This is a genomic window from Nocardioides aromaticivorans (assembly GCF_013408525.1).
Lineage (GTDB): Bacteria > Actinomycetota > Actinomycetes > Propionibacteriales > Nocardioidaceae > Nocardioides > Nocardioides aromaticivorans.
This window is the reverse complement of the sequence record NZ_JACBZM010000001.1, coordinates 1,280,064-1,294,565: the sequence shown is the minus strand read 5'-3', so window position 1 is coordinate 1,294,565 and position 14,502 is coordinate 1,280,064. Positions and strand designations below refer to the sequence as shown.

The 14,502-nt window shown below is 72.0% G+C and carries 17 protein-coding genes and 1 tRNA gene; 10 read left to right on the top strand and 8 right to left on the bottom strand.

The features are described from left to right. Positions 1 to 24: 24 nt before the first annotated feature. From BJ993_RS06100 to BJ993_RS06090, 3 genes are read right to left on the bottom strand one after another with little or no spacing between them, the layout of a single operon-like run. The gene (locus tag BJ993_RS06100) at positions 25 to 351 is read right to left on the bottom strand and encodes a fluoride efflux transporter FluC (protein ID WP_179648079.1); all 327 of its coding nucleotides are present in this window, start codon (positions 349 to 351) and stop codon (positions 25 to 27) included. Next, positions 348 to 740 (bottom strand): fluoride efflux transporter FluC, encoded by a 393-nt coding sequence (locus tag BJ993_RS06095; protein WP_179648078.1) that lies wholly within the window; start codon positions 738 to 740, stop codon positions 348 to 350. Before BJ993_RS06095 ends, BJ993_RS06100 begins: the two co-directional genes overlap by 4 nt. Positions 741 to 763: 23 nt before the next feature. Next, the gene (locus BJ993_RS06090) at positions 764 to 1,744 is read right to left on the bottom strand and encodes an ATP-binding protein (RefSeq protein WP_036550831.1); all 981 of its coding nucleotides are present in this window, start codon (positions 1,742 to 1,744) and stop codon (positions 764 to 766) included. A 285-nt stretch (positions 1,745 to 2,029) separates the two neighbouring features. Here BJ993_RS06090 and BJ993_RS06085 point away from each other — a divergent pair, with 285 nt between their 5' ends. Continuing rightward, entirely contained in the window at positions 2,030 to 3,517 is a 1,488-nt protein-coding gene (locus BJ993_RS06085; protein ID WP_036550833.1) for an NAD(P)/FAD-dependent oxidoreductase, read from the top strand. A gap of 125 nt (positions 3,518 to 3,642) precedes the next feature. On the opposite strand, the gene BJ993_RS06080 is transcribed toward BJ993_RS06085, so the two are convergent. Beyond that, positions 3,643 to 4,278 carry a PaaI family thioesterase gene (locus BJ993_RS06080; protein ID WP_179648077.1) on the bottom strand — a complete coding sequence of 212 codons (636 nt, stop codon included), beginning with the start codon at positions 4,276 to 4,278 and terminating at the stop codon, positions 3,643 to 3,645. Positions 4,279 to 4,364: 86 nt separating this feature from the next. On the opposite strand from BJ993_RS06080, the gene BJ993_RS06075 reads away from it, so the two are divergent. After that, the gene (locus tag BJ993_RS06075; protein ID WP_036551437.1) at positions 4,365 to 4,895 is read left to right on the top strand and encodes a GNAT family N-acetyltransferase; all 531 of its coding nucleotides are present in this window, start codon (positions 4,365 to 4,367) and stop codon (positions 4,893 to 4,895) included. On the opposite strand, the gene BJ993_RS06070 is transcribed toward BJ993_RS06075, so the two are convergent. Continuing rightward, positions 4,885 to 6,018, bottom strand: coding sequence for a hypothetical protein (locus BJ993_RS06070; RefSeq protein ID WP_179648076.1), 1,134 nt, complete (start codon positions 6,016 to 6,018; stop codon positions 4,885 to 4,887). The two genes, BJ993_RS06075 and BJ993_RS06070, sit on opposite strands and share 11 nt — an antisense overlap. Positions 6,019 to 6,201: 183 nt before the next feature. On the opposite strand from BJ993_RS06070, the gene BJ993_RS06065 reads away from it, so the two are divergent. The 4 genes from BJ993_RS06065 (at position 6,202) to BJ993_RS06050 (ending at position 7,503) form a co-directional block, all read left to right on the top strand. Further along, positions 6,202 to 6,624: a Fur family transcriptional regulator gene (locus tag BJ993_RS06065; RefSeq protein WP_308645493.1), complete on the top strand. Its 423-nt coding sequence runs from the start codon at positions 6,202 to 6,204 to the stop codon at positions 6,622 to 6,624. 9 nt (positions 6,625 to 6,633) lie between these two features. Next, positions 6,634 to 6,706, top strand: a tRNA-Lys gene (locus BJ993_RS06060). Between the two features lie 277 nt (positions 6,707 to 6,983). Then, on the top strand, positions 6,984 to 7,187 hold the full coding sequence (locus BJ993_RS06055) for a cold-shock protein (protein ID WP_036550836.1): 204 nt from the start codon (positions 6,984 to 6,986) through the stop codon (positions 7,185 to 7,187). Between the two features lie 160 nt (positions 7,188 to 7,347). Beyond that, positions 7,348 to 7,503, top strand: coding sequence for a hypothetical protein (locus BJ993_RS06050; RefSeq protein WP_179648075.1), 156 nt, complete (start codon positions 7,348 to 7,350; stop codon positions 7,501 to 7,503). A gap of 10 nt (positions 7,504 to 7,513) precedes the next feature. On the opposite strand, the gene BJ993_RS06045 is transcribed toward BJ993_RS06050, so the two are convergent. After that, positions 7,514 to 8,926 (bottom strand): MFS transporter, encoded by a 1,413-nt coding sequence (locus BJ993_RS06045; protein ID WP_179648074.1) that lies wholly within the window; start codon positions 8,924 to 8,926, stop codon positions 7,514 to 7,516. A gap of 132 nt (positions 8,927 to 9,058) precedes the next feature. Here BJ993_RS06045 and BJ993_RS06040 point away from each other — a divergent pair, with 132 nt between their 5' ends. The 4 genes from BJ993_RS06040 to BJ993_RS06025 are packed head-to-tail and all read left to right on the top strand — an operon-like array spanning position 9,059 to position 12,820. Continuing rightward, complete coding sequence (locus tag BJ993_RS06040) at positions 9,059 to 9,376, top strand: metal-sensitive transcriptional regulator (protein WP_036550838.1); 318 nt, start codon at positions 9,059 to 9,061, stop codon at positions 9,374 to 9,376. Between the two features lie 42 nt (positions 9,377 to 9,418). After that, a complete protein-coding gene (locus tag BJ993_RS06035) occupies positions 9,419 to 9,625 on the top strand; it encodes a heavy-metal-associated domain-containing protein (RefSeq protein WP_179648073.1) in 207 nt (68 codons plus the stop codon). Next, positions 9,622 to 10,563 carry a DUF8832 domain-containing protein gene (locus BJ993_RS06030; protein WP_179648072.1) on the top strand — a complete coding sequence of 314 codons (942 nt, stop codon included), beginning with the start codon at positions 9,622 to 9,624 and terminating at the stop codon, positions 10,561 to 10,563. Before BJ993_RS06035 ends, BJ993_RS06030 begins: the two co-directional genes overlap by 4 nt. Before the next feature lie 40 nt (positions 10,564 to 10,603). Then, on the top strand, positions 10,604 to 12,820 hold the full coding sequence (locus BJ993_RS06025; protein WP_179652027.1) for a heavy metal translocating P-type ATPase: 2,217 nt from the start codon (positions 10,604 to 10,606) through the stop codon (positions 12,818 to 12,820). Here BJ993_RS06025 and BJ993_RS06020 read toward each other — a convergent pair whose 3' ends face one another. Both BJ993_RS06020 and BJ993_RS06015 read right to left on the bottom strand, forming a co-directional pair. Continuing rightward, positions 12,821 to 13,378: an ester cyclase gene (locus tag BJ993_RS06020; RefSeq protein WP_179648071.1), complete on the bottom strand. Its 558-nt coding sequence runs from the start codon at positions 13,376 to 13,378 to the stop codon at positions 12,821 to 12,823. Between the two features lie 64 nt (positions 13,379 to 13,442). Further along, complete coding sequence (locus tag BJ993_RS06015; protein ID WP_179648070.1) at positions 13,443 to 14,498, bottom strand: hypothetical protein; 1,056 nt, start codon at positions 14,496 to 14,498, stop codon at positions 13,443 to 13,445. Positions 14,499 to 14,502: the final 4 nt, after the last annotated feature.

The window sequence follows — 14,502 nt, the reverse complement described above, 5'->3', positions numbered from 1 at the left end:
GAATTCGGTGCTTTTGACCCGGGACTACCCCGCGAGGGTGAATCCGAGCGTGGCGGCACCGAGGCCCAGCGCGATCGTCCCGACGAGGTACGCCGCGCCGCGCGCCGGACCCAGGTCGCGGGACTGCACCATCAGCGAGGAGTACGTCGACAGGCCGCCGCAGAACCCGGTGCCGATCAGCGCGAGGGCGCTGCCGTGCAGGGCCCAGCCTGCGCAGGCTCCGAGCAGGAGGCTGGCCACGGTGTTGGCCGCCAGGGTGCCGTGGTGCCACCGGTCGTCGTACCGCTGGCCGAGCGCGTAGCGCAGCGCCGAGCCGAGAGCGCCGCCCAGCGCGACCAGGAGCGCCGTCACAGCTCGTCCTCCGCCGGCAGTGACGGGGCGAGCCCACCCACGACGACCACGGCGACCAGCCCGGCGGCGAGGGTGCCGACGACATAGGCCGCGGCCAGCCCAGTGCGGCCGTCGGCGAGCAGCGAGCGCACCTGCTCCGACGTGGCCGAGAACGTGGTGAAGCCGCCGAGCACCCCGGGGCCGAGCGCGGCGGCCCAGACCGGCGAGCGGCGGGCCACCGGCAGCAGGAGCAGGCCCGCGAGCAGCGCCGACCCGACGACGTTGATCGCGAAGGTGGTCCACGGGAACCCGGCCCCGTCGGGCTGGGCCTGCGTGGCGGCGTACCGGACGAGGGCACCGCAGGCTCCGCCCGCGGCCACGGCGAGGAAGTGCCGCGGTCCCGGGGTCATGGGCCGAGGCTAGTGCCGCGGCGTCAGAGTGCGCGGGACGGGGCGCCGGACCCGGCGCCGCCCTGCCAGGCCACCGGGGGAGCGCCGGCCGACTGCCGCCGGAACTCACCGAGGAACCAGATCTGGAAGGCGCGCTGCTCGGCGCCGCGGGGCGCGGTCAGCAGGCGCTGGGCGCGGCTGAACTCGTCGGCCGCGTCGAGCAGGTCGATCAGGCCGCCGATCTGGCGCGCCGTCTCGCGCGGCATCCGCAGGCGCAGGTCGACGCTGTTGCGGCCCTCGCCGCTGGCCTCGTCGACCTGCTCGCGGCCCATGTTGGAGCGCAGCGGCCGCTCGAGCGCGTCGAAGTGCTCCGAGAGGACCTTGGCCAGCGGGTAGTCGTCCTCGTGGGCGAGGGCGAGCAGCCGGATCTCGCGGCGCAGGTCGCGGTAGTGGCGCTGGAAGCGGCCGAAGGCGACGACCGGCACGCCGTTGATCTGGACCGCGACCTCGCCGACGCGGGTGTGGTCCTCCGCGAACGGGCTGCTGGCGTAGGTGATCTGGATGTCGGTGCCACCGGTCTCGGAGAGCTCCGTGGCCGGCTCGAACCAGACCGCCTTGCCCTCGTCGTCGATCTCGGCGCCCCACACGACCGAGGCGCGGGCGACGATGTCGAGGCCGCGGCCGACCGTGGTCAGCGCGGCGAGCTGCTCCTCGTCGAGGGCGTCGAAGGCGTCGAGGTCGAAGGCGTCGATGTCGAAGCCGCCGGCCTGGGTGACCGGCTGCGGCGGGATCGTGGAGCCGTCGTGGACCTCGAAGCGGGGGTGCTCGGCGGTCCCGCTCAGCTGCATCCGCACGGGTTGTTCGCCGTGCAGCACGGCATTGGTGACCAGCTCGGAGATCGCCAGCTCGGCGCAGTCGACCAGGTCCTCGCGACCGATCTCGCGGCAGGTGGCGACGACCCAGCGGCGTGCGTCGTGCACGCTGCGCGGCCCGGGGGCCAGCTCCAGGGTCTGCCGGTGCTGCACGGAGGAACCTTTCGCGGTGTCAGTGCCCGAGGGGTGGTGGTCGACGGTGAGGCCTGATCCCGAGTGCGATACCCGGTTGAACTCGCAACCAAACCAACAGATCCGAGCTGATTTGGTGACGGTCGTGAAGGGCTCACCAAGGAGTGTGACCGACCAGACCGTCGTCGCGGGTTGGGACCCGCGGAGAGGAAGCGGGAGAATGGGTACCGAGCGGCACCGAGGCCGCTCGCGAAGCACCCCCGTGGACGGCCGTCGACATCCGTCCACGCCGTCCAGGAGGAAGTCATGGCAGCAGGCGACACCCAGCCGGAGCAGTCCGACCGCGTGATCGTCCCCCGGTCCGACAAGCACCAGGTGGTGGTCATCGGCTCCGGGTTCGGTGGCCTGTTCGGCACCAAGGCGCTGCGCCACGCCGACGTCGACGTCACGATGATCGCGAAGACGACGCACCACCTCTTCCAGCCGCTGCTCTACCAGGTGGCGACCGGCATCCTCTCCGAGGGCGAGATCGCGCCCCCGACCCGCGAGGTGCTCGCCAACCAGAAGAACGCCCAGGTCCTGCTGGGCGAGGTCACGGCGATCGACCTGGAGAACCGCCAGATCACCTCGCACGTCCTCGGACGCGAGCTCGTGACGCCGTACGACTCGCTCATCGTCGCCGCGGGCGCCGGCCAGTCCTACTTCGGCAACGACCACTTCGCCGAGTTCGCCCCCGGCATGAAGAGCATCGACGACGCCCTCGAGCTGCGGGGCCGCATCTTCGGCGCCTTCGAGATGGCCGAGCTCGGTGCGGCCCGCGGTGAGAACGTCGACCACCTGCTGACCTTCGTGGTCGTCGGTGCCGGCCCGACCGGTGTCGAGATGGCCGGCCAGATCGCCGAGCTCGCCCACCGCACGCTGACCCGCGACTTCCGGGCCATCAGCAGCCGCCAGGCCCGCGTCATCCTCGTCGACGCCGCGCCGCAGGTGCTGCCGCCGTTCGGCGCGAAGCTCGGCAAGTGGACCCAGGAGAAGCTGGAGAAGCTCGGCGTCGAGGTCATGCTCGGTGCACTGGTGTCCGAGGTCGACGAGCGCGGCCTGACCGTGAAGTACAAGGACGGCAGCTCCGAGCGGATCGAGGCCGTCGCCAAGGTGTGGGCCGCCGGCGTCCAGGCCAACCCGCTCGGCCAGCAGCTCGCCGCCCAGACCGGCGCCCCGCTCGACCGCGCCGGCCGGATCGGCGTCAACCCCGACCTGACGCTGCCGGGCTACCCCGAGGTCTTCGTCGTCGGCGACATGATCTCGCTCGACAACCTCCCGGGTGTCGCGCAGGTCGCGATCCAGGGCGCCAAGTACGCCGCGAAGGAGATCGACGGCCGCCTCAAGGGCAAGCCCGCGCAGCCGCCGTTCAAGTACTTCGACAAGGGCTCGATGGCGATCATCAGCCGCTTCCGCGCCGTGGCGATGGTCGGCAAGCTCCGCCTCACCGGCGTGATCGCCTGGCTGATGTGGCTCGTCGTCCACCTCTTCTACATCACCGGCTTCAAGAACCGGGTCACCGCGGTGATCCGGTGGGCCGTCTCCTTCCTCGGCAAGGGCCGCTCCGAGCGGACCTCGACCGAGCAGCAGATCTTCGCGCGGGTCGCGCTCCAGCGGCTCGCCCGTGGCGCGACCGACCTGGTCTCCGAGCCCGGTGAGTACGCCGACGCCGAGCGTCGCCGCGCCGAGCTCGAGGCGCAGGCGGCCGAGGAGGCCCGGCTCAGCGACGAGAACAAGCGCGGGGTCAAGGTCTGAGCCTGCGGGCGCCTGTGACCGCGGGGTCGAAACCCGCGGCTGCTGCATGAATCCCCGGTCGACCGGGGATTCCTGCACTTGTCAGGCGTTGCAACGCCTGACAAGTGCAGGAACAGCCTGACAAGTCAGGCGAGCTGCTCCCGGATCGCCCGGGGCAGGATGAACACGCCCTCGGCCTCCGCGGTGACGCCGTCGGGCCCGATCATCTGCGCCTTCGCCCAGGTCTTGATCCCGTCCTCGCGCTCGACCCACGCCTCGACGCGCAGGTCGCCGAGCGGGGTGCCCTGCCGGTAGACGATCGTGAGCGTCCCGGTCATGCCGGGGCGCCCCTTCGCGCCGACGGCATGGCCGAGCACCTGGTCGAGGATGAGCGCCACGACGCCGCCGTGGACGAGCCCCGGCGGGCCCTCGTACGCGGGACCGCAGTGGAAGTCGCTCTCCGAGCGGCCCTCGGGGACGCTGTGGACCTGCAGCGGGGGAGCGATCGGGTTCCGCAGCCCGATGACGGGGTTGCCCCACGGGCGCCGACGCCCGGCCGGCAGGTGCTCCTGGCCGAGGGTCTGCGTGCGTCGTACCTTGCGCAGGCGGGCGACGGCGGCCTCGACGTCGGCGGTCGCGGCCGCGACCTCCTCGGGGTCGACGTCCGACATGACGCACAGGTCGACGAGCTCGCGGGCCGCCTCGGCCAGCGGACCCCAGATGGCCGTCTCGTGCTCGACGACGTGGTCGGGGGTCTCGTCAGGCGGGAACGGCCAGTTCATGGCACTCAGGGTAGAACACGTTCTTGTTCTGGGTGGGCCGGAATCCCGTTCGCCGGGACCGCCCGGCCGATGGTGGGATGGGTGCCATGACGGCACTCGTGGACCCCGACACCGCCCGCTGGCAGAGCTGGGCCGCCATGGTCGAGGACTTCGGCGGTACGACGGAGATGCACGGCTCCGGCCACTGGTTCCTCGAGGGCGACCCGGTGCCGACCGAGGCGGGCTGCGCCGCGTTCGTCCTGATGACCGAGCTCACCGCGCCCGGCGACCTCGACGGGACCCGGGTGCCGTCGTCGTACTTCTGGATCACCGACGGGGACGGCGGGCCGGACGACGAGGTGGTCGGCTTCCTCAACCTGCGCCACGTGCTCAACGACTTCCTCCTCGAGGAGGGTGGCCACATCGGCTACTCGATCCGGCCGGCCGCCCGTCGCCGCGGCCACGCCTCGGCCGCGTTGGCCCTGGCGGTCGCCGCTGCCGCCCGCCTCGGCATCGACCGCGTGCTGGTGACCTGCGAGGACGACAACGACGCGTCCCGGCGCACGATCGAGGCCAACGGCGGCGTCCTCGAGGACGTGCGCAACGGCAAGCGGCGCTACTGGATCGCTACGGCGTGACCCCGGCGTACTCGTCGGACACCTCGGGGTCGGACCACCCCGGACGCAGCTCGGGGCGGAGTCGGTAGAGCGCGCTGGTGAACCAGTGCGGGTCGACCATGCCGGCGTTGACGACGACCAGTGGCAGGCCGGGGCGCTCGAAGAGGACGGTCCAGCGACGGTCGCCGGGCTCGCCGACGATCGCGATCACGGTGTGCCCGCCGCTGATGTCGACGCGCTGCGCGTGCCCGGCCCGCGTCACGATGAGCTGACCGCGCTGGATGGCCAGCTTCGTCGTCACGCAGCTCGCCCGGACAGCCCACACGACGAGCGTGAGGAAGGCCAGCACGCCGGCGATCCCGATCGCGGCGATGCTGCGGTCCTTGTTGGCGAAGTACGACGCCGCGCCGGTGGCGAGCAGCGCGCCGAGGAGCACGAAGCCGAGGAACCTGCGGATGCCGCTGCGGACGGGGAACTCGACGTCGGTGGTGGCCTCGATCGCCTGGCGGTGCTCCTCGGGCTCGGTCCAGCGGCCGCGGCGCACCGGCTGCTCCTGGCGCGGCGGCGGCGTCGGCGCGCTCCGCGTCGAGGGCTGGTACGACGACCGGGCGGCCGGAGCGCTGACCCGGACCGTGCTCGACGGGCGGGTCACCGTGGTGCGCGGCGGCTCGGGGGCAGCGGGCACGGGGGGAGTCGCCGGCTTCGCGCGGTCGCGGCGCTGCTTGCGGGCCGGCGGCTGGTCGGTGCCGAGGGCGTCGACGACCGAGCGGCCGGCCGCGGTGGCATCGGTCGGCGTGGCGGAGGGGGCCGGCGTGGGCGGGCTCGGCGGGCTCGCGCCGAGGGCGTCGAGCACGGAGCGGCCGGCGTCGCGGCTGTCGGGGCGCGGGCCGTCGGCCCGGCGGCGTACGGCAGGCGCGTCGACCACCTCGGCGGGCGGGTCCGCCTGCTCCTCGGGCTCCGCCTCGGCGACGGGGGAGGGGGTCGGGCGTGAGGGTCCGGGGTCGCGCGGGACGTCGGTGCCGAGGGTGCCGAGGGTGCCGCGGGGTGCGGCGATGACGCGCGCGTCCTTGGCGTAGGTGGCGCGCTTCGCCAGCCAGGCCCGGATGGTCTCCGTGTCCGGCCCGAACTCGTCGTTGCTCCCCATGGGCAGAGTCCTCCCTTTCCCTCTCCCGCGCTCGAGCGTACTCCGGCGCCCGGTCCTGCGTCCCCGGTTGCCCGTCCCCGGTTCGATGGTTCGTTCGGGCCAGTGGGCACCACCCGGACGGACCGTGCGCGACGCGGTAGATTGAGAGTGATTCCCAAACTTCCGGCTCCCAGAGGAGGGCGCGTGACCGACACCGACGAGCGACCGACCGCGCTGCGGCCGACCCGTCAGCGGATCGCGATCACCGCGGCGCTGCGCGAGTCCGTCGACTTCCAGAGCGCGCAGGAGGTCCACGACGCCGTCCGCCAGTCGGGGGAGAAGGTCGGCCTGGCCACCGTCTACCGCACCCTCCAGGCCATGGCGGACTCCGGCGAGGTCGACGTCCGGCACAGTCCGGCCGGCGAGGCGACGTACCGCCGCTGCAGCACCTCGCACCACCACCACCTGGTGTGCCGCTCCTGCGGGCGCACCGTCGAGATCACCGGCTCGGCGGTCGAGAGGTGGGCGCACGCGGTCGCCGACGAGCACGGCTTCACCGACGTCGCGCACACCGTCGAGCTGGTCGGCCTGTGCGCCGACTGCAGCGCCGCGAAGGCGGGGAACTAGAGTTCCCCCGGGCCGTTAGCTCAGTTGGTAGAGCACCGGACTTTTAATCCGAGGGTCGTCGGTTCGAGCCCGACACGGCCTACCCCGTCCCTTGTTTCCGCCGTCGTCACGGCTGCGTAGCAGAACCTTCATCGCAGATCGCGAGATCGATGCAGCGGGAGACTTCCGTTGTCTGCGCGGATTGGTAATGTCGTGTTTGCAGCGGATGCAGTTTCGGAAGGTTCAACGCCTGCGGAGATTGTGGCCGACGGCGATTCTGGTTTGTGGTGTCCATCACGGGTCGGAGCGACGTGTCATTCCATCTGCTGTGGGTCGCCGAGGTGGCGGCTCTCGCCCCGACACAAGGAGTAACGAGCACAATGGCTCAGGGCACCGTGAAGTGGTTCAGCGCCGAGAAGGGCTTCGGCTTCATCGAGCAGGAGGGTGGCGGCGACGACGTCTTCGTCCACTACTCGGCGATCCAGACCAACGGCTACAAGTCGCTGGAGGACAACCAGAAGGTCGAGTTCGACGTCACCCAGGGCCCGAAGGGCCCGCAGGCGGAGAACGTTCGTCCCCTCTGATCCAGGCCCAGCCTGATCGAGGAGACCCTCGTCTTCACGTGGAGCCCCGCCGGTCGGCGGGGCTCCACGAATTTTTGCTGAACTTTGAGGTTTAGGGGTTGGTCGAGGGGGGAAGATGGGATCAGTTGACCGTTCCGGTCTGGGCCCGAGGGAGGAACTGATGGCTGATCAGTTCGACGTGACCCTCGAGGACCGCGACCTCCTGGTCGAGGTCGAGCTGACCACCAACCTCATCATCGCGGCCAGCGCCTCCGACGAGCGGCTCCCGCTCGACGAGATCGATCGCATCCTGGGCGTCTCGCGCCCGCCCGCCTGACGTCGCCGACTCAGCTCTTCGGGCCGCGCAGCAGCGCGGCGGTGGCCAGTGCTGCAACCGCCGCGACGATGGCCGCGCCGACGAAGGCCGCGGAGTAGCCCTCCGTCAGCGCCACGGCGTCGCCGAGCTGGTCGGCGCCCGCTCCCGCTGCGACGGCGGTCATCACGGCGAGGCCCAGGGCCGAGCCGACCTGGTAGCTGGTGTTGACGATGCCCGAGGCGAGACCACCCTCCTCCGGCGGGGCGGCGGAGATCGCGGTGCCGAGGGTCGGGATGAAGGCCAGGGACATGCCGAGAGCAGCGGCCAGCGAGGCGGGGAGGACGTCGACGGCGTAGCTGCCGTCAGCGTCGATCATCGCCAGCCACGCCATGCCCGCGGCGAGCAGGACCAGACCGGTGACGGTGGTGGTGCGTACGCCGAGCGCGGCGAGGGCCTTCGGTGCCAGCACCACCATGCCGAGCATGATCAGCAGGGTCATCGGCAGCAACGCCGCTCCGCTGGGGAAGGCGGTGAAGCCGAGCACCTGCTGGAGGTAGAGGTTCAGGAAGAACCACATCGGGATCCACGCGGCGCCGAGCAGGAGCTGAGTGAGGTTCGCAGCGGCGAGGCCGGGTGCTCTGAGGATGCCCAGACGCAGGAGCGGGTCGCCGCCGCGGGCCTGCTGGACGACGAAGACGGCGAGCAGCGCGGCGCCGGCCCCGAGGACCCACCACGTGCGAGCGGCGCCCCAGCCGACCTCGGGGGCCTGGACGACGGCGTACACGAGTGCCGCCAGGCCGGCGGTCACCGTGGCGGCGCCGAGGACGTCCACGCGACGTGAGCCGCCCGTGGCGCCGGCGGGCATGGACAAGGGGACGAGCGCGAGGACTAGCAGTGCGATCGGGATGTTGATCGCGAACACCCACGGCCAGCTGAGGTACTCAGTGATCACGCCGCCGAGGAAGACGCCAGCCGTGCCTCCGGCCGGTGCGGCGGCGCCGTACAGGGCGAGCGCCCTGGTCAGCTCGCGCGGATTGCCGCCGAACAGCATCATCAGCAGGGTCAGTGCCGAGGGTGCGATCAGCGCGGCGCCGGCGCCCTGGATGGCGCGGCCGGCGAGCTCGACCTCGACGTTGCCGGCCGCGGCGGCCACGAGTGAGCCGGCCGCGAGCACGACCCAGCCTGCGGCGAAGACGGTGCGTGCGCCGAGCACGTCGGAGACCTTGCCGCCGAGGAGCAGCAGGCCGCCGAAGGCGACGACGTACGCGTTGAACACCCATGACAGGTTCTCCGGCGTGAAGCCGAGGTCGCGCTGCATCCCGGGCAGGGCCACGCCGATGATCGACGTGTCCATGATGACCACGAACTGGGCGGCGGCGATGACCGCGAGGCCGAGCCAGCGGCGATTGCCGCGACCGGTCTGCGGTGGGGTGAGGACTGACATCTCCATCTCCTCTTGCGTTTGGTACCCTAGGGGGGTACGGTATCGGACAGATCGGGACGCTATCACGGAATACCACAGGGGGGTATCCTTCCGAGGTAGGTCGATTCCCAGCACACGAAGGACCAGAGGGCCATGGCACACAGCGACTCCGGCGCGGAGCACCAGCACAGCTACATCGCCAACCGCACCAAGGACGACTACCTCAAGCGGCTGCGTCGCATCGAGGGCCAGGCGCGGGGCCTGCAGCGGATGGTCGAGGAGGAGCAGTACTGCATCGACATCCTCACCCAGGTCTCCGCGATGACGAAGGCCCTCCAGTCCGTCGCCCTCGGCCTGCTCGACGAGCACATGGCGCACTGCGTCGTGAACGCCGCCCGAGAGGGAGGTGAGGAGGCCGACATCAAGCTCAAGGAGGCCTCCGACGCCATCGCCCGCCTGGTCCGTTCCTGACGCGTCCCGGTCCCGTCCATCCCCAACGAGAGGAATCCTCCGATGAGCACCACCCAGACCTTCACCGTCACCGGCATGACCTGCGGCCACTGCGTCGCCTCCGTCACCGAGGAGGTGCAGGAGATCTCCGGCGTCGAGGACGTCGCGGTCGACCTGCCCACCGGTGCGGTCACGATCACCAGCGCCGCCCCCCTCGACGAGTCCGCCGTGAAGGCGGCCCTCGAGGAGGCCGGCTACCAGCTCGCATGAATACCCCGACGCGGCTGGCTGGCTTCGGTGCCGTCGCCGCGGTCGTGTTCGGCGTCGCCCTCCTCGGTGGCCGGGCCCTCGGCCCGGTCGACGTGGAGGAGCCGACCCACGACACGCACGCAGGCGACGCCACCGGGGGCCACGCCGAGCACGAGACCGCCGGGGCGACGACCGAGATACCGGGAGGACTCATGACGTCGCAGGACGGCTACACCCTCACCCTCGACCACGCGCAGGCTGCTGCCGGCAGTGCGGTCCCGGTGAGCTTCACCATCACCGGACCCGACGGCGCCCCCGTGACGTCGTACGACGTCCAGCACGAGAAGCGGCTCCACCTGATCGCCGTACGACGGGACTTCAGTGGCTTCCAGCACGTGCACCCGACCCTCGACGGCGACGGCACCTGGTCCACCGACCTCGCGCTGACGCCCGGGACGTGGCGCGTGTTCGCCGACTTCAAGGCCACCGGCGCCGAGGCGCTCACCCTCGGCACCGACCTCGCGGTCGACGGCCGCTTCGAGGCCGTGACGACGGAGGGCGACACCAGGACCGCGACCGTGGACGGCTACGAGGTCACCCTCGACGGTGACCTGAGCGCCGGTGCCGATGCCCGGCTCACGCTCAGCGTCAGCAAGGACGGCGAGCCGGTCACCGACCTCCAGCCCTATCTCGGTGCCTACGGCCACCTGGTCGCGCTGCGCACCGGCGACCTCGCCTACCTCCACGTCCACCCGGACGGTGAGCCCGGCGACGGCAGGACGGACCCGGGGCCCGATGTCGTCTTCCACACCGCGGTCCCGAGCAACGGGACCTATCACCTCTACCTCGACTTCCAGCACGACGGCGTCGTCCGCACCGCGGCGTTCACCGTCACCGCCGGGGGTACCGCGGAGAGCACGACCGAGGAGCACGGGGAGAGCAGTGGACACGCACACTGATGCCACGCCCGAGCAGCAGGTCGAGCTCGCGCTGACCGGGATGACCTGCGCCTCCTGCGCCAACCGGATCGAGCGCAAGCTCAACAAGCTCGAGGGCGTCACCGCGACGGTCAACTACGCGACCGAGAAGGCCAAGGTCACCTACGACGCCGGCGTGACCACCGACGACCTCGTGGCCGCCGTCGAGGCGGCCGGCTACGGCGCCTCGCTGCCGAAGCCTCCCGCTGCGGAGGGCTCGGCGGCGGAGGTGGAGGTCGACCCGGTCGCCACACTGCGCCAGCGGCTCCTCGTCTCCGCGGTCCTGACCGTGCCGGTCATCGCGATGGCGATGGTCCCGGCGCTGCAGTTCGACAACTGGCAGTGGCTCTCGTTGACCCTGGCGGCGCCCGTCGTGGTGTGGGGCGCGTTCCCGTTCCACAAGGCCGCGTGGACCAACCTGCGCCACGGCACGTCGACGATGGACACGCTGATCTCCCTCGGCACGCTGGCCGCGCTCGGCTGGTCGCTCTACGCCCTCTTCTGGGGCACCGCGGGCACGACCGGGATGAAGCACCCGTTCGAGCTGACCATCGAGCGCAGCGACGGCAGCGGCAACATCTACCTCGAGGCCGCTGCCGGGGTGACGACCTTCATCCTGGCGGGGCGCTACTTCGAGCAGCGCTCGAAGCGGCGGGCCGGGGCGGCGCTGAAGGCCCTGCTCGAGCTCGGCGCCAAGGAGGTCGCGGTCCTCGGGCCCGACGGCGTCACCGAGACGAAGGTGCCGGTGGAGCAGCTGGCGGTCGGCGACCTGTTCGTCGTACGCCCGGGGGAGAAGATCGCCACCGACGGTGTCGTCGAGCGGGGCAGCTCCGCGGTCGACGCGTCGATGCTGACGGGCGAGTCCGTTCCGGTCGAGGTCGCCACGGGCGACCCCGTCGTCGGGGCTTGCGTCAACGTCGGAGGGCGGCTCGTCGTCCGGGCGACCCGGATCGGCTCCGACACCCAGCTCGCGCAGATGGCGCGGCTCGTCGAGGACGCGCAGAACGGCAAGGCCGAGGTGCAGCGCCTGGCCGACCGGATCTCCGGCATCTTCGTGCCGATCGTCATCCTGCTGGCGGCCGGCACCCTCGGCTTCTGGCTCGGCACCGGCAACGGCCTGGCCGCCGCGTTCACCGCAGCGGTCGCGGTGCTGATCATCGCCTGCCCGTGCGCCCTGGGCCTGGCCACGCCGACCGCGCTGATGGTGGGCACCGGCCGCGGCGCCCAGCTCGGCATCCTGATCAAGGGGCCGGAGGTGCTGGAGTCCACGCACGCCGTCGACACGATCGTGCTCGACAAGACCGGGACGGTCACGACCGGCCGGATGACCCTCCGCGAGGTCGTCGCGGGCGAGGGCGAGGACGCCGCCGAGGTGCTCCGGTACGCCGGCGCGCTGGAGGACTCCTCCGAGCACCCGATCGCCCGGGCCATCGCCGACGCCGCGCGCGACGCCGGTCCGCTGCCTGCGGTCGAGGACTTCGCCAACGTCGAGGGCCTCGGCGTGCAGGGCGTGCTGCTCGACGGCGACGCGTCACACGCGGTGCTCGTCGGGCGGCCACGCCTGCTGGAGGAGTGGTCCCAGCACCTGCCGCCGCAGCTGCAGGCGGCCCTGGAGCAGGCCCAGGAGACCGGTGGCACCGCCGTCGCCGTCGGCTGGGACGGGAGGGCGCGCGGCGTCGTCGTGGTCGCCGACGCGGTCAAGCCCACCTCGGCCGCCGCGATCGCCCAGCTGCGCGAGCTCGGCCTCCGGCCGGTGCTGCTGACCGGCGACAACGCCGTGGTGGCGCGGACCGTCGCCGCGGAGGTCGGGATCGACGAGGCGGACGTGATCGCCGACGTACTCCCGTCCGACAAGGTCGACGTGGTCAAGCGGCTCCAGGGCGAGGGCAAGGTCGTCGCGATGGTCGGCGACGGTGTCAACGACGCCGCTGCGCTGGCCCAGGCCGACCTCGGGTTGGCCATGGGCACCGGGACCGACGTGGCGATCGAGGCCAGCGACCTCACCCTGGTGCGGGGCGACCTCCAGGTCGCCGTGGACGCGATCCGGCTCTCGCGGCGCACGCTCGCGACGATCAAGGGCAACCTGTTCTGGGCGTTCGCCTACAACGTCGCGGCGCTGCCGCTGGCGGCCGCGGGCCTGCTCAACCCGATGCTGGCCGGCGCGGCGATGGCCTTCTCGTCGGTGTTCGTGGTCAGCAACAGCCTGCGGCTGCGGTCGTTCCGGGCGGCGGCCGGCTGATCACCCGAGGTCGGGCGGCGTCGTCTCCGTGAGTCGGGGGTCGGGGTCGCCCGACGCCATCCCCAGCGCGCCGGCGACGACCCGGCCGAGGGTCAGCAGGTCGGCGGGCCTGCGCTTGTCGAGCCCGCCGACCAGCTGCTTGAGGATCGTCAGCTGGTCGAAGTAGATCCGCTCGGCGACCAGTTGCTCCTGCTCGTCGAAGACGAAGTACGCCGTCATCCGGGTCCGGTGGGCCGACCCCGTCGGCGGCATCTTCCCCAACGGCCCGAGATGGGTCCCGGTGAGCCAGAACTCGACGATCACGGCGTCGTGGGAGTGCCGCAGCGCGATGATCTCGTGGTCCTGGTCCGGGAAGGCGACCCGGGTGTCGTGGTAGTAGCCACGGACCTCGTCGTCGCCGTCGTGCACCGTCATCGACGCCACGAGCTCGTAGTGAGGGTGGGGGAAGGTCGACAGCGTCGCGTCCCAGTCCTGGCGCACCTCGTCGTGGAAGTGGTCGAGGACCAGCTTCTCGCGGGCCTCGAGGACGTGGGCGGGCGGCAGCGTGAAGCGGGACATCCGGCGCTCCTGTCGATGGGATCGGGGAGCGGTCAGCGTACGCCGCGGCCGCCGTCGCCGACCGTCAGCAGGCCGCGAACAGCACCGGCCCGGTGGTGAGGTCGGACAGCACGGGGCTGTCGTCCACCGGGGCCAGCTCCATGGTCACGACCGTGCCGTCGGCCGTCACCTTCCCGAGCTCGAAGCGCTCGGGAAAGGTGCCGCCCTGCCCGGGCGCGGGGCCGGCCGCGAGCTGCGACCGGCTGTCGGCGTCGGCACGAGCCTGGTCGTCGCTGTCGAGCACCAGGGCCACGCGGACGTCGCCGCCGGGCTCGGCCCCCATCGCGAACGCGGTCAGCGGGTGCACGCCGCCGGCCTGCTCGATCAGCTCCGCGCCGCGGGTCCGCTCCGTCGGGTCGGCCTGGCTCATGGCGAGCTCGCCGCACGCGTGGTCGCCGGTGTAGACGACCGCGCCGGGCGTCGTACCGAGGGAGGCGGCGGCACGCGCCACGGGGTCGTCCCGGTCGCCACGGGCCAGGTCGTCCCGCTCGTCGAGGTAGCCCCGGTCGTCGCTGCCGTAGAGGATGCCGGCGTCCTCGTCGATCGCGAGCGCGCCCAGCTCGGGGGTGACCGGGCCGCTGAGCCGCTCGAGCCCGTCCGCGCCGGCGAACCACACGCCGTCGTCGTCGGCCGGCTCGTCGAACCCGGCGTCACGCAGGTGGTCGCGCAACCGGTCGTAGTCGAACCCGTCGGGCAGGCCCATCGCCACCAGGGCGCCGTCCTCGCCCTGGGCGAACAGCTCCCAGTCGATCGTCGCCGGGGAGAAGCCGAGCTCGTCCTGGGTGGTCGCCGCGGACTCGTCGAGGGCCGTCGTGCTGCTCAGGTCGCGGTCGTAGGCGTCCAGCAGGAAGGCGTCGACGTCCTCGCCCGAGGAGTCCACCGACAGGTCGGCCCCCACCTCGTCGCGCACCGCCGACCAGTCCGTCCACGAGAATCGCTGGCTGGACTCCGGCGCGAGCTCGAGCGCCAGGTCGAGGCGGCTGCGCTCGTCGTCGCGAACGACCCACACGACCACGAGGGCCGCCACGACGACCACGACCACCGCGCCGACGGCGAGCCAGCGACGACGGGACCACCTCATGGGT

What these genes read in the sequence shown, in the direction of transcription:
- BJ993_RS06025 (WP_179652027.1), top strand. Translation starts at nt 10,604, where the DNA reads ATGACCTGCGCCTCCTGCGCCAACCGGATCGAGCGCAAGCTCAACAAG.
- BJ993_RS06050 (WP_179648075.1), top strand. Translation starts at nt 7,348, where the DNA reads ATGGCTGATCAGTTCGACGTGACCCTCGAGGACCGCGACCTCCTGGTC.
- BJ993_RS06080 (WP_179648077.1), bottom strand. Translation starts at nt 4,278, where the DNA reads ATGAACTGGCCGTTCCCGCCTGACGAGACCCCCGACCACGTCGTCGAG.
- BJ993_RS06035 (WP_179648073.1), top strand. Translation starts at nt 9,419, where the DNA reads ATGAGCACCACCCAGACCTTCACCGTCACCGGCATGACCTGCGGCCAC.
- BJ993_RS06045 (WP_179648074.1), bottom strand. Translation starts at nt 8,926, where the DNA reads ATGTCAGTCCTCACCCCACCGCAGACCGGTCGCGGCAATCGCCGCTGG.
- BJ993_RS06020 (WP_179648071.1), bottom strand. Translation starts at nt 13,378, where the DNA reads ATGTCCCGCTTCACGCTGCCGCCCGCCCACGTCCTCGAGGCCCGCGAG.
- BJ993_RS06070 (WP_179648076.1), bottom strand. Translation starts at nt 6,018, where the DNA reads ATGGGGAGCAACGACGAGTTCGGGCCGGACACGGAGACCATCCGGGCC.
- BJ993_RS06095 (WP_179648078.1), bottom strand. Translation starts at nt 740, where the DNA reads ATGACCCCGGGACCGCGGCACTTCCTCGCCGTGGCCGCGGGCGGAGCC.
- BJ993_RS06085 (WP_036550833.1), top strand. Translation starts at nt 2,030, where the DNA reads ATGGCAGCAGGCGACACCCAGCCGGAGCAGTCCGACCGCGTGATCGTC.
- BJ993_RS06015 (WP_179648070.1), bottom strand. Translation starts at nt 14,498, where the DNA reads ATGAGGTGGTCCCGTCGTCGCTGGCTCGCCGTCGGCGCGGTGGTCGTG.
- BJ993_RS06055 (WP_036550836.1), top strand. Translation starts at nt 6,984, where the DNA reads ATGGCTCAGGGCACCGTGAAGTGGTTCAGCGCCGAGAAGGGCTTCGGC.
- BJ993_RS06040 (WP_036550838.1), top strand. Translation starts at nt 9,059, where the DNA reads ATGGCACACAGCGACTCCGGCGCGGAGCACCAGCACAGCTACATCGCC.
- BJ993_RS06030 (WP_179648072.1), top strand. Translation starts at nt 9,622, where the DNA reads ATGAATACCCCGACGCGGCTGGCTGGCTTCGGTGCCGTCGCCGCGGTC.
- BJ993_RS06075 (WP_036551437.1), top strand. Translation starts at nt 4,365, where the DNA reads ATGACGGCACTCGTGGACCCCGACACCGCCCGCTGGCAGAGCTGGGCC.